At 65.9% G+C, this 12,661-nt stretch carries 11 protein-coding genes; 6 read left to right on the top strand and 5 right to left on the bottom strand.

Annotation, left to right across the window (positions count from 1 at the left end; genetic code table 11):
• Positions 1-55: 55 nt before the first annotated feature.
• Positions 56-2,392 carry a Tex family protein gene (locus ACM43_RS16770; RefSeq protein ID WP_271541399.1) on the bottom strand — a complete coding sequence of 779 codons (2,337 nt, stop codon included), beginning with the start codon at positions 2,390-2,392 and terminating at the stop codon, positions 56-58.
• A 242-nt stretch (positions 2,393-2,634) separates the two neighbouring features.
• Between ACM43_RS16770 and ACM43_RS16765 the strand changes: the two genes are divergently transcribed.
• Both ACM43_RS16765 and ACM43_RS16760 read left to right on the top strand, forming a co-directional pair.
• A complete protein-coding gene (locus tag ACM43_RS16765; RefSeq protein ID WP_271541397.1) occupies positions 2,635-3,744 on the top strand; it encodes a ring-opening amidohydrolase in 1,110 nt (369 codons plus the stop codon).
• A gap of 115 nt (positions 3,745-3,859) precedes the next feature.
• A complete protein-coding gene (locus ACM43_RS16760; protein ID WP_271541396.1) occupies positions 3,860-5,335 on the top strand; it encodes an amidase in 1,476 nt (491 codons plus the stop codon).
• A gap of 76 nt (positions 5,336-5,411) precedes the next feature.
• Here the strand turns inward: ACM43_RS16760 and ACM43_RS16755 are convergent, their stop codons facing one another.
• Positions 5,412-5,732, bottom strand: a complete 321-nt coding sequence (locus tag ACM43_RS16755; RefSeq protein WP_025032108.1) for a hypothetical protein — start codon at positions 5,730-5,732, stop codon at positions 5,412-5,414.
• Positions 5,733-5,868: 136 nt separating this feature from the next.
• Here ACM43_RS16755 and ACM43_RS16750 point away from each other — a divergent pair, with 136 nt between their 5' ends.
• Positions 5,869-6,777, top strand: a complete 909-nt coding sequence (locus ACM43_RS16750; protein ID WP_271541392.1) for a PaaI family thioesterase — start codon at positions 5,869-5,871, stop codon at positions 6,775-6,777.
• 68 nt (positions 6,778-6,845) lie between these two features.
• Positions 6,846-7,205 (top strand): hypothetical protein, encoded by a 360-nt coding sequence (locus tag ACM43_RS16745; protein WP_198399827.1) that lies wholly within the window; start codon positions 6,846-6,848, stop codon positions 7,203-7,205.
• A 2-nt stretch (positions 7,206-7,207) separates the two neighbouring features.
• Here the strand turns inward: ACM43_RS16745 and poxB are convergent, their stop codons facing one another.
• The 3 genes from poxB to ACM43_RS16730 all read right to left on the bottom strand — a co-directional run bounded on the left by poxB (position 7,208) and on the right by ACM43_RS16730 (position 10,615).
• Positions 7,208-8,944, bottom strand: coding sequence for a ubiquinone-dependent pyruvate dehydrogenase (gene poxB / locus ACM43_RS16740; protein WP_271541390.1), 1,737 nt, complete (start codon positions 8,942-8,944; stop codon positions 7,208-7,210).
• Positions 8,945-9,053: 109 nt separating this feature from the next.
• Positions 9,054-9,686, bottom strand: coding sequence for a 2-dehydro-3-deoxy-6-phosphogalactonate aldolase (locus tag ACM43_RS16735; RefSeq protein WP_271541388.1), 633 nt, complete (start codon positions 9,684-9,686; stop codon positions 9,054-9,056).
• A 14-nt stretch (positions 9,687-9,700) separates the two neighbouring features.
• The gene (locus tag ACM43_RS16730; protein WP_271541387.1) at positions 9,701-10,615 is read right to left on the bottom strand and encodes a 2-dehydro-3-deoxygalactonokinase; all 915 of its coding nucleotides are present in this window, start codon (positions 10,613-10,615) and stop codon (positions 9,701-9,703) included.
• Positions 10,616-10,850: 235 nt separating this feature from the next.
• Between ACM43_RS16730 and ACM43_RS16725 the strand changes: the two genes are divergently transcribed.
• A complete protein-coding gene (locus tag ACM43_RS16725) occupies positions 10,851-11,948 on the top strand; it encodes an LLM class flavin-dependent oxidoreductase (RefSeq protein ID WP_271541384.1) in 1,098 nt (365 codons plus the stop codon).
• A gap of 58 nt (positions 11,949-12,006) precedes the next feature.
• Entirely contained in the window at positions 12,007-12,561 is a 555-nt protein-coding gene (locus ACM43_RS16720; RefSeq protein WP_271541382.1) for a flavin reductase family protein, read from the top strand.
• Positions 12,562-12,661: the final 100 nt, after the last annotated feature.

Raw genomic sequence — 12,661 nt, 5'->3', positions numbered from 1 at the left:
GTGGATGGAGCGAATTCCGACCTCTCCCCGCAAAGAGCGGGGAGAGGTTAAGAGGTCACGCCCGCTTGCCGCCGTTCTTCTCCGCCGCGCGGCGCAGCGCCTCGGCGAGTGCGCCGCCGCCCGAAGATTCCTGCTTGCGCGGTGCCGCCGACGTCATGCGGCTTGCGTTGCGCTGATTGTTGTCGCGCTGCATGCCCGGCGCGTCCTTCTTAGGCCCGACCTCGTCGTCGAGGCGCAGCGTGAGCGAGATGCGCTTGCGGGCGACCTCGAAGTCCAGCACCTTCACCTTGACGATGTCGCCGGGCTTCACCACCTCGCGCGGGTCCTTGATGTAGGTCTTGGACATCGCCGAGATGTGCACGAGACCATCCTGGTGCACGCCGATGTCGACGAAGGCGCCGAAGGCGGCGACGTTGGTCACGGTCCCCTCGAGGATCATGCCCTTCTTGAGATCCTTGATCTCCTCGACGCCCTCCTTGAACACTGCCGCCTTGAACGCCGGACGCGGGTCGCGGCCCGGCTTTTCGAGCTCGCGCAGGATGTCGGTGACGGTCGGCAGACCGAAGGTCTCGTCGACGAAATCCTTCGGCTTCAGCGTGCGCACGACGTCGCTGTTGCCGATCAGCGCCTTGATGTCGCTCTTGGTCGCTTCGAGAATCCGGCGCACCACGGGATAGGCTTCGGGATGGACGCCGGAGGCATCGAGCGGATCCTCGCCGCCGAGGATGCGCAAGAAGCCCGCGCACTGCTCGAACGCCTTCGGCCCGAGCCGCGGCACGTCCTTGAGCGCCTTGCGCGACTTGAACGGGCCGTTGGCATCGCGATGCGCCACGATGCTCTGGGCGAGGCCGGAGCCGACGCCCGAGACGCGCGCCAGCAGCGGCGCGGAGGCGGTGTTGACGTCGACGCCGACCGCGTTCACGCAATCCTCGACCACGGCGTCGAGCGATTTGGCGAGCTTGGCCTGACCGAGGTCGTGCTGATACTGGCCGACGCCGATCGCCTTCGGCTCGATCTTGACAAGCTCGGCAAGCGGGTCCTGCAGGCGCCGCGCGATCGAGACCGCGCCGCGCAGGGTGACGTCGAGGCCGGGCAGCTCCTCCGAGGCGAAGGCCGAGGCCGAATAGACCGACGCACCGGCTTCCGACACCACGATCTTGTTCATCTTCAGCTCGGGCAGACCCTTGACCAGCTCCGTGGCGAGCTTGTCGGTCTCGCGCGAGGCGGTGCCGTTGCCGATCGCGATCAGCTCGACGCGGTGCTTGATCGCGAGCCGGCCGAGGGTCGCCAGCGACTCGTTCCATTGCCGCTGCGGCTCGTGCGGATAGATCGCGGTGGTGTCGACCACCTTGCCGGTGGCATCGACGACGGCAACCTTCACGCCGGTGCGGTAGCCGGGATCGAGCCCCATGGTGACGCGGGTGCCGGCGGGCGCGGCGAGCAGGAGGTCGCGCAGGTTCGAGGCGAACACGCGCACGGCCTCGGTCTCGGCCGAATTCCACAGCCGCATGCGCAGATCGATATTGAGATGCACCTGGATCTTGGTGCGCCAGGCCCAGCGCACGGTATCGATCAGCCAGCGGTCGCCGGGACGCTTGAGATCGGCAATGCCGAACCGCTTCATGATCTTCAATTCATAGGCGCTCGGCACGCCCGGCGGCGGCGCCTCGGCCTCGGGCTGAATTTGCAGGTCGAGAATTTCTTCTTTCTCGCCGCGGAACATCGCGAGGATGCGGTGCGAGGGCAGTTTTGTCAGCGGCTCGGAGAAATCGAAATAGTCGGCGAACTTCTCGCCCTCGGTCTTCTTGCCGTCGCGCACCTTGGAGGCCATGCGCGCATTGGTCCACATCTCTTCGCGCAGGGCGCCGATCAGATCGGCGTCCTCGTCGAACCGCTCGACCAGGATGGCGCGGGCGCCGTCGAGAGCGGCAGCGGCGTCAGCGACGCCCTTCTCGGCGTTGATGAAGCCTTCCGCCACGACCTTCGGATCATTGCCGGGTTCAGCCATAAGCTGATTGGCGAGCGGCTCGAGGCCGGCTTCCTTGGCGATCTCCGCCTTGGTGCGGCGCTTCGGCTTGAACGGCAGATAGATGTCCTCCAGGCGGGCCTTGCTGTCAGCGGCCATGATCGAGGCCTCGAGCGCCGCATCGAGCTTGCCCTGCTCGCGGACCGATTCGAGAATCGCCTTGCGGCGATCCTCGAGCTCGCGCAGGTAAACCAGGCGCTCCTCCAGAGTGCGCAATTGCGCGTCGTCGAGCGCACCGGTCGCTTCCTTGCGGTAGCGGGCGATGAAGGGAACCGTGGCGCCGCCGTCGAGCAGCGTTACCGCCGCCTCGACCTGCTCGGCGCGAACCCCAAGCTCCTGCGCAATTTTCTGGTTGATGTTGGCCACGCGAGATTCCCTCTAATCCAAGCACGCGGGCGCAGGGGCGAACCACCGGCCGCGGGACGCCGCTTATGGACCAACCAAGGTTGATTCATCAAGGTGCGGTACGCAACCGTCGACAGAGGATTTTTTGCCCGACCGATGCGATCTCGCCACATTCGTGGGGGCGCGGCGACTTGACATCGGCCCCGCGTTCCGCGCCTGCTTGCTCCCGCCGGGCCAATGAACTCTCCGCACGAGGACCAATCATGCGTACCACATCGGTCGGCGTCTTCAGGATCGCCACCACGGGACCCGGCGACGTCTCCGGCCTGATGGACTTGATCGTTTCAGGCGCGATCGATCCCAACTCGATCCTGGCTATTCTCGGCAAGACCGAGGGCAATGGCGGCGTCAACGATTTTACCCGGGAGTACGCGGTGGCCGCGCTCTGCACGGCGCTGGCGCCCAAGCTCGGCCTGTCGGCGGAGGCGGTCGAGCAGCGTATCGCATTCGTGATGTCCGGCGGCACCGAGGGCGTGCTCAGTCCGCATCTTACGGTGTTCACACGGAGCGAGGCCGAGCGCCCGGCAGGCCTGTCCGGCAAGCGCCTCGGCATCGGCATGGCGCAGACGCGGGATTTTCTGCCCGAGGAGCTCGGCCGCTCCGCGCAAATCGCGGAGACGGCCAAGGCCGTGCAAGCCGCCATGGCCGATGCCGGCATCAACGATCCCGCGGACGTTCATTTCGTTCAGATCAAGTGCCCGCTGCTGACCAGCGAGCGCGTTGCGGCGGCAAACGCCCGCGGCAACACAACGGCGACGACAAACGCTTACAGCTCGATGGCCTATTCGCGCGGTGCGTCCGCGCTGGGCGTTGCGGTCGCGCTCGACGAGATCGGCGCCGACGTCGGCGATGAGGACGTGCTGCGGCGCTATGATCTCTTCTCCAAGGTGGCCTCGACCTCGTCGGGGATCGAGCTGATGCACAACGTCGTCATCGTGCTCGGCAATTCGGCGTCATCGGTAAGCGCGTGTGTGATCGGGCATGCCGTGATGGAGGATGCGATCGACGCCTCGGCGGTGCTATCGGCATTGAATAGTGTCGGGCTCGGCGCTGCGCCGCAAACCACAGCGTGCCGCACGCTCGTCAACATCTTCGCCAAGGCGGAGGCCTCGCCTGATGGCGCCGTGCGCGGCTTCCGCCACACCATGCTTGAAGACACCGACATCAGCTCGACACGCCACGCCCGCGCAGCGGTCGGCGGCCTGATCGCGGGCCTTGCCGGCACCGGCGCGGTCTACGTGTCCGGCGGCGCCGAGCATCAGGGGCCGGCCGGCGGCGGCCCGGTTGCAGCGATCGCACGACTGTCGGATTGATAGCCGGCAGCCCGACCTCTCCGCCGGGCGCAACCCTGCCCCTCGTGGCGCCTCGGTTGATTCACGCGGGCCGTTGCGAAAAAGGTGACGCCGCGATCTTGAGGGATTTGACTTCATGACTTTGCCGATGAGCTGGAATGAATGGGCGCAGCACGACGGCGTTGCGCTGGCAGGGCGCGTCCGCAAGGGCGAGCTGACGGCGAAGGAGTTGGCACGCCAGGCCGCCGCGGGCGTCGCCAAGGTCAATCCGGCGCTGTCCGGCGTGGTCGAGCTGTTCGAGGACGTGATCGCCGATCCCGCCAAGGACGGCGCAAATCTCGCAGGCCCGTTCGCCGGCCTGCCTTTCCTGATGAAGGACCTCGGGCCGACCATGAAGGGCCGGCTGCAGGAGATGGGCTCGCTGCTGATGCGCGGCAATCGCGCGAGCGCCGATACGTTCCTCACCGGCAAATTCCGCCAGGCGGGGCTCAACCTGATCGGACGCACCACGACGCCGGAGTTCGGCGTGTGCTCGTCGGCCGATAATCCGGCGGTCTACGTCACGCGCAATCCCTGGAATACCGACTATACCACCTGCGGCTCGTCGGCGGGCAGCGCCGCGATGGTCGCCGCGGGCGTGGTGCCGATCGCGCATGCGACCGACGGCGGCGGCTCGATCCGCATTCCCGCCGGCGTCAACGGCAATATCGGCCTGAAGGTCTCGCGTGGCGTGTTCTCACTGGCCCCGCACATGTCGGACCTCACCGGCCTCGTCTCGATACAGGGCTGCCAGTCGCGCTCGGTGCGCGACACTGCCGCCTTCGTCGATCATGCGCGCGGGCCTGCGCCCGGCGAGTTCATGCCGTTCTGGACCACGGCGCAGCCTTACACCGAGATGATCAAGCGCGATCCCGGCAAGCTTCGCATCGCGCTGTCGCACACATGGGGCAATTACACCGCGACGCCCGAGCTCGCTGCCGAGCTGGAGAAGGCCGGACGCTTCCTCGAAGGCCTCGGCCATCACGTCGACTATGCACTGCCGGAGATCGACCTTCCCGCCGCCTTCGAGGCGCAGACCACCTGCTACATCTCGAACTTCGCGGTGGTGATCTCCAACATGCTCGCTGCGCGCGGACTGGAAAAGCCGCCGGAGGATCTGATCGAGCCCATGAACATCCGCATCTGGGAAGCCGGGCGCCACACCAGCTTTGCCGAGCGGGCGAAGATGCAGGCCGTGTTCAACACGACCTCGCGCGGCTTCGGCAGCTTCTTCGAGCAATGGGACGTGATCCTGACGCCGATCACGGCGCTGCCGACGCCGAAGGTCGGCACCAGGGAATATCTCACCATCTCCGACAACCCTGATGTGCGCGACTGGTTCGACAATCTGTGGCGCTTCTTCGCCTTCACGCCGCTCGCCAATCTCTGCGGCATGCCGGCGATCTCGCTGCCGATGGCAGCGCAAGACCACGGCCTGCCACTCGGCATCCAGGCGATCGCCAAGCAGGCCAATGACGGTCTGTTGCTGCAGCTCGCCGCCCAGATCGAGCGCGCGCTCGACGGCAAGTGGAACGGCGGCAAGACCGCGAAGGTGCATGTGACGAAGGCGTGAGATAACAGGTCAATGCGGGAAGGTGATCGCGTTTCGCCGTCAGACCGAGTCAATCAAAATCATCGGGCGTGCGATCTCAGTTCTTCACCGCCGGTATCTCCTCCGCCACCGGCTGCTTCTGACCTTGCTGATACATTGCGAGCGCCTTGTCGAGGGCTTCGCGCAACGCCAGCGCCGCGGCGACACTGCAACGTAAGTGCGCGGTCTGGACCACGTCGACCCTGACGGCGGCGCCGACCGGCATCAACAGGTTTGCGGCAAGCTCGATCTGGATCGCGCCGTTGTGGTGGCCGAAGCAGGATGCGCCGTCGAAATAGATGATCGGCGCCCGCTCGGCGCTGGAGGTGGAAATGGTGACGGGCCCCTGGGCGGTCGAGGGCGTTTCGGGGTCGGCCATGGGCGCTCCTTGCAGTTCATCGACGAACGAAGCGCCCACCATCGGCGCTTCGGCGCGCCCTGTCGAGACCTAACCGCCCGGTGCGGGGCTCATTCGGGGTTTTGCGCGAGGGCCGACACTGGTCTAGAAGGTCCCCATGAGCACCACGCCGACCACGCTTGCCTTCGAGGAACTCGCCGAGGCCATCAAGGGCCGCCGCTCCGATTACGGCCATATCAGCGGGCTCCAGCTCGACCGCTTCGCACCTGGCGAGGCGTGGTCCAGCCTGCCCTATCGACCGGTCTTCGTCGGCGACACCGAGACCGGCGTGCTGCATGGCGGCGTCGTCACCGCGATGCTGGACGAGAGCTGCGGCATGGCGGTGCAACTTGCGCTCGACGGCACCCGCGCGATCGCGACTCTCGATCTGCGCATCGACTATCAGAAGCCGGCGACGCCCGGCCTCGACATCAAGGCGCATTCGGTGTGCTACCGCACCACGCGCTCGATCGCCTTCGTGCGCTCCACCGCCTACCAGGAGTCCGAAGAAGATCCGGTCGCGACTGCAACCGCCTGTTTCATGATCGGCGCCAACCGCACCAACATGCTCGCCGACCGCCGGATGGATGCACGCAGCATCCCGACGCTGGAGGCGCCGGCGGATCCGGACGGTCCCTTTGCGCGCAGCCCGTTCGCGCGCGCGCTCGGCATCCGCGTCAACGATGACGGCACGCTGACGATGCCGTTCTCGCCGCAGATCATCGGCAATCCGATCCTGCCCGCGATTCACGGCGGCATGACGGGCGCGTTCCTCGAAACCACCGCCATCATCGGGGTGGCGCGGGAGCTCGGCGCTGCCGCACCGCCCAAGCCGATCGGCCTCACCGTCAACTACTTGCGCTCCGGACGCGCGCTCGACACGTTTGCCGACGTCTCGATCGTGAAGCAGGGCCGACGTATCGTCGCCTTCGAGGCGCGGGCCTGGCAGGACGATGCTGCGAAGCCGATCGCCACCGCTTTCGGTCACTTCATGCTGCGCCCGACGCCTGGAAGTGACGAGGAATAAGCCCATTTTGACTTGACGGCCGCAGCTCCGGCCCCAACGATAGCGCGCCTTTCGCCAGAGGAATTGGATTGCGGCATCCGCTCGACATCGTTGCCATGTTCGCCGCACTCTGGCTGCTGGCATCGATGGTGCTCGACACGCTGACGCCGAAGGAGCTGACCGCGGTCATGATCGGCATCGCGATTGGCCCGGCCATCGTCATCACCGCCGTGTTCTATTACCTGCGCTGCCCGCGAACGGATTTTGCGGTGATGTTCGCAGCGCTGTGGCTGATCTCCGATATCGCCATCGCCCTCATCTCGCCAAAGCAGCTGCCGCATTTCCTGATCGCGCTCGGCTTTCTGCCGGCGCTGCTGATCGGCATCGTGCTGCACTGGCAGACTTTCACCTCTCCTCGACGAGGAGAGGTGAACCACCGCGCCGGCTGATATCACCGCGGCAAAAGATTCGTCTTCGCGAGGTCCAGCACCTCGTCGCCGCGGCCGTTCATCACCGCGCGGAGCACCCAGAGGCTGAAGCCCTTGATCTGCTCGGCCGTGATGGTCGGCGGCATCGACAGCTCCTGCTTGGCGGTGACGACGTCGAGCAGCGCCGGCCCATTGTGCGCCAGCATCTCTTTAATCGCGCCCGGAAGCTCGCCGGGATCCTCGACGCGCTTGGCAAAGATGCCCATCGCGCGCGCCATCGCGGCGAAATCCGGGTTCTCCAGGTCGACATTGGTGTCGACGAAGCCAGCCGCCTTCATCTCCAGCGCGACGAAGCCGAGCACGCCGTTGTTGAAGACGACCACCTTCACCGGCAGCTTCTCTTGCGTTAGCGTGATCAGGTCGCCCATCAGCATGGTGAAGCCGCCGTCGCCGGAGAGCGAGATCACCTGGCGCCCGGGCTGCGTAGCCTGCGCCCCGATCGCCTGCGGCATGGCATTGGCCATCGAGCCGTGCACGAAGGAGCCGATCAGCCGGCGGCGGCCGTTCATGTCGAGATAGCGCGCCGCCCACACCGTCGGGGTGCCGACATCGGCAGTGAAGACGGCATCGTCGGAGGCGTGGTCGCTGATGACCTTGGCGAGATATTGCGGATGGATCGGCTTGGCTCCGGGCGTGCCCTTGGCTAGCGAATCGAGGCCTTCGCGGGCTCTCTTGTAATGCGCGACGGAGTCGTCGAGATGCTTGCGCTGCGTCTTCGTCTTGAGCAGCGGCAGCAGCGCCTCGATGGTGAGCTTGACGTCGCCGACGAGGCCGAGATCGATCCTGCAGCGCCGCCCCAGATTTTCCGGGCGGATGTCGATCTGCGCGATCTTGGCATCATCAGGGAAGAACTGCTTGTAGGGGAAGTCGGTGCCGAGCATCACCAGCGCGTCGCAGCCGTGCATCGCGGCGTAGCCCGAGGAGAAGCCGATGAAGCCGGTCATGCCGACGTCATAGGGGTTGTCGTATTCGACATGCTCCTTGCCGCCGAGCGCGTGCACCATCGGGCTCTTCAGCGCTTCAGCGAGTTGCATCAAAGGCGCATGCGCGCCGGCGCAGCCGCGGCCGCAGAACAGCGTGATGCGTTCGGCGCCGTTGAGAAGATCGGCGAGCGCCTTCAGCTCGTCCGGCTGCGGCACGACCTTCGGCGGAGCCAGTGCAAGGCCGCGCGTCGTCGACAACGCGCGCTTCGGAGGACTCCGGAACGCAACATCGCCGGGCATGGCGACGACGGCGACGCCGCGCAAGCCCACCGCCGCGCGAATCGCGTTCTCCAGCACGTAAGGCAGCTGGCTCGGGTCCGACACCAGCTCGCAATAATGGCTGCATTCGCGAAACAGATTTTGCGGATGCGTCTCCTGGAAATAGCCGCCGCCGATCTCGGCGGTCGGGATCTGCGCCGCGATCGCCAGCACGGGAACGCGGCTTCGATGCGCGTCGAACAGGCCGTTGATCAGATGCAGATTGCCGGGGCCGCAGGAGCCCGCGCAGACCGCGAGGCTCCCGGTCATCTCGGCTTCGCCGGCCGCCGCGAAGGCCGCGACCTCCTCGTGCCGGACATGAATCCATTCGATCGTGCCGCGGCGGCGCAGCGCCTCGGTGAGCGCGTTCAGGCTGTCGCCGACGATGCCGTAGATGCGCTTGACCCCGGCCTGTTCGAGCGTTGCCACGAACAGATCGGCCACGTTGTTGATCGCCATGTCGGTCTCCTGATTCAGCCAATCGCGTACCACGATGCGCGCATGTCGGCATCGCGCCACCATATGGCAGAATAGACCATGTCAGGATTACGGCTAGTTTATTGCCGGCTCAATCTTTCTCAATTGCCCGATCGTATGCAGCAATTGTCACCTCTGCGCGGGCTGCGACATCTGCTGCTGTCATGCCTGGCTTGTAGAGGCTGGAGCCGAGCCCGAATGCGGTCACCCCGCCCTTGATGTACTCGGCAAAATTCTGATCGGAGACGCCGCCGACGGCGGCGATCATCACGCCTGCCGGCAACACGGCGCGGATCGCGGCGATACCGGCAGCGCCGAGCACGCTCGCCGGAAAGAATTTGAGGCTCGAGGCTCTCGAGCGCGCCGCCAGCAGCGCCTCGGTCGGCGAGAACACGCCGGGCATGGTCACCATGCGATGCTGATGCGCGCGCGCCAGCACTTCGGTGTCGACATTGGGCGAGACCATCAGCCTGCCGCCGACATCGTTGAGACGATCGACATCTGCCGTCGTCAGCACCGTGCCGGCGCCGATCAACACGTCTGATGGCGCGAGCTTCACGGCAAGCGCGATCGAGCGGAACGGATCGGGTGAATTCAGGGGGATCTCGATCGCGGTCATGCCGGCCTCGACCAAGACGCCGACGATCGCTTCGGTCTCCTCAGGCTTGATGCCGCGCAGGATCGCGACCAGCGGCCGCTGCATCGGCGGAAAGGGAACGCTCATCTCTCGCAGTCCTTCTACTTCGTCCAGATCGCGGCTGCCGCCATCGACAGGCCGCGGCGGACGGCTTCATCCGCATCGACCGGCTTTGCGGTTACCGAGAGCGCCTCGAATGCCAGCCGATACAGCACCGCAAGCCGCCCCGCGGCAATCAGCTGGACGCCCGCTTGCGGCACGGTGCCGGAGAGCCCTGCCGCGAGCTCCACACCGATCAACGTGCCCGACAGCGTCTCGCGCGCCGCGGCCGGCGTGCCGCCGAACAGAAGCTGTCGCGACCGTGCAGTGAACAGCAAGTTGGCGGCGAAGGCCGGAGCGTCGAATGCGGCCTTCACGGCTGCCTTGAAGCTCGCGATATCTTCGGCGTCATCAGCGCCGGCGACCGCGAGCGACAGGATCGTCTCGCGCGAGACGGCGCTGAACAGCTCGCCGGTCATGAAGGTGGAGAAGCGCTCGACCGTGCCGTCTTTCATCCGCACCCATTTCGAATGCGTGCCGGGCATGCAGACCAGCGCCTCGCCCGCGGCATCGAGACCGAGCGCGCCGAGCAATTGCGTCTCCTCGCCGCGCATGACGTCCGGCACCTTGGCATCGCGCTGGGCGATGCCCGGCAGGATGCGAATGTCGCGCGCCTCGCCCGGCACGCGCACTGCCTGTTTCAGGACGGTTGAGAGCTTTGCCGGCGTGTCGACGTAGCCGGCCTCGACCCAGCCGGTCTTGGCGCCGGCCATGCCGCAGACCAGAACCGGTAGATGCGTGGGCGCTTCGACCGCGGCCAGATGCGCTTGCAGCACGGCGGGAAAGCCGGTCTTCGCCGCCGCCAGCATGCCCTCACCGCTGCGGCGCTCGGCCAGCACCTGACCGGCGCGGTCGACCAGCCAGAGCCGGAAGCTGCTGGTGCCCCAGTCCACCGCGACATAGGCGGGTTCGGTCATTTTCGGGTCTCGTCCTCGTCTCATGGTCAAGACGCCGTCTCGCTACACATGAGACGATGTCCAGCAGGCTTCCGTCGAGATACCGGCTATTGCGCGAGCAAACCAGCCCTTTCTCTTCATTTTGAGGCTCCGCCGCGCTGGCACACCGCTTGCTCAAGGTTCATCACTCGACAAGGTTCATCACCCAACTCCGTCAACGCGCGACAAGACGCGTCAACATCAGATGAGGAAATCCATGGAGATCGGCTATTTCACGATGCCTTCGCATCCGCCGGAGTGCGGCCTCAAGGAAGGGAACGACTGGGACCTGCAGGTCATGCGCTGGCTCGACGAGCTCGGCTATCAGGAGGCCTGGGTCGGCGAGCACCACACCGCGCCCTGGGAACCCAATCCCACGCCGGACCTCCTGATCGCGCAGGCCTTGATTCAGACCAAGCGCTTGCGCATCGGTCCGGGCGGCTTCCTGCTGCCCTATCATCACCCGGCCGAGCTCGCCAACCGCGTCGCCATGCTCGATCATCTCTCCGAGGGCCGGCTCAATTTCGGCGTGGCGGCGAGCGGGCTGCCGAGCGACTGGGCGATGTTCAACGTCGACGGCATGAGCGGGCAGAACCGCGACATGACGCGCGAGGCGCTGGAGATCATCCTGAAGCTGTGGACCGAGCCGGCGCCCTTCACCCACAAGGGGAAGTACTGGACGGTGACCAAGCCGGACACGATGTTCGACTTCCTCAAGCCTCATATCAAGCCGCTGCAGGCGCCGCATCCGCCGATCGGCGTTGCGGGCCTTTCCAAGAACTCGGACACGCTCAAGCTCGCTGGCGAGCGCGGCTTCATCCCGATGAGCCTCAACCTCAACCCGGCCTATGTTTCCAGCCACTGGGACTCGGTCGAGATCGGGGCGGCCAAGACCGGTCGCAAGCCGAACCGCCAGGACTGGCGCCTGGTGCGCGAGGTATTCGTCGCCGACACCGACGAGGAGGCCTGGAAGCTCTCGACCGGCGACATGATGGGCCGGATGATGAGCGAGTACTTCCTGCCGCTGCTCGGGCATTTCGGCTTCAAGGATTATCTGAAGCACGCGCCCGATGTGCCAGACAGCGACGTCACGGTCGAATATTGCGCCAAGCGGAACTGGATCGTCGGCTCGCCCGCGACGGTCGCCGAGAAGATCGAGAAGATCTACGACGAGGTCGGCGGCTTCGGCGTGCTGCTCGTGTTCGGCTTCGACTACAAGCACAAGGCCGAGGCCTGGCACCACTCGCTCTCGCTGCTGAAGAACGAGGTGATGCCGCGCCTTGCGCATCTCGGCTCCGCGAAGAAGGCGGCTTGACGCTCAGCGGGTGCGGCGCGATCGTGTCGCACCCGCTTCAATTCTGGGAGATTTCCGCGTGACGGTGGACGCGAAGGACTTCAAGCAGGCGATGCGTCAATGCGCCGGCGCCGTGGCGCTGGTAACGGTCGGTGCCGAACACGGCAAGCGCACCGGGTTGACAGTGACCTCGGCCTGCTCGTTGTCTGACAAGCCGCCCTCGCTGATCGTCTGCGTCAACCGCAACGCCAGCGCACATGCGCGCATCCGCGAGGAAGGTGCTTTCGCCATCAACTTCCTGCACGAGGATCACGCGATGCTCGCCCTCACCTTCAGCGGCCAGAAGGGCGTCAACGGCGACGATCGCTTCGCCTTCGGGCAATGGACGCGTGGCGTGACCGGCGCGCCGGTGCTGACGGATGCGGTGGCCGCGTTCGACTGCGTGCTGGCGCAGGAGTTCGAGACGACGACGCATTCGATCTTCGTCGGCGAGGTCCGCAGCGTGTCGCATGCGGATACGGCGCGGCCGCTGGTGTACCTGCGCAGCAGTTTTCACACGCCACAAGAGATGCGCGAGATCGTGACAGTCGGCGACCTCGATTCACGCCATCTGAGCTGGACGGATTTTTCGTAGGCCTTGCGCCGACATTGTAGGGTGGGCAAAGGCGCACTTGCGCCGTGCCCACCTCCGATCAAACATCACGACAAGAGCGGTGGGCACGCTTCGCTTTGCC

The sequence above is a fragment of the Bradyrhizobium sp. CCBAU 45321 genome (assembly GCF_028128975.1).
GTDB classification, from domain to species: Bacteria; Pseudomonadota; Alphaproteobacteria; order Rhizobiales; family Xanthobacteraceae; genus Bradyrhizobium; species Bradyrhizobium yuanmingense.
The sequence above is the reverse complement of the archived record's forward strand: the minus strand, read 5'-3'. Positions and strand labels throughout refer to the sequence as shown.

Excerpts from the sequence above, each read along its gene's own strand:
- ACM43_RS16765 (WP_271541397.1), top strand. The coding sequence starts at position 2,635 with ATGCGTACCACATCGGTCGGCGTCTTCAGGATCGCCACCACGGGACCC.
- ACM43_RS16760 (WP_271541396.1), top strand. The coding sequence starts at position 3,860 with ATGACTTTGCCGATGAGCTGGAATGAATGGGCGCAGCACGACGGCGTT.
- ACM43_RS16755 (WP_025032108.1), bottom strand. The coding sequence starts at position 5,732 with ATGGCCGACCCCGAAACGCCCTCGACCGCCCAGGGGCCCGTCACCATT.
- ACM43_RS16750 (WP_271541392.1), top strand. The coding sequence starts at position 5,869 with ATGAGCACCACGCCGACCACGCTTGCCTTCGAGGAACTCGCCGAGGCC.
- poxB (WP_271541390.1), bottom strand. The coding sequence starts at position 8,944 with ATGGCGATCAACAACGTGGCCGATCTGTTCGTGGCAACGCTCGAACAG.
- ACM43_RS16735 (WP_271541388.1), bottom strand. The coding sequence starts at position 9,686 with ATGAGCGTTCCCTTTCCGCCGATGCAGCGGCCGCTGGTCGCGATCCTG.
- ACM43_RS16730 (WP_271541387.1), bottom strand. The coding sequence starts at position 10,615 with ATGACCGAACCCGCCTATGTCGCGGTGGACTGGGGCACCAGCAGCTTC.
- ACM43_RS16725 (WP_271541384.1), top strand. The coding sequence starts at position 10,851 with ATGGAGATCGGCTATTTCACGATGCCTTCGCATCCGCCGGAGTGCGGC.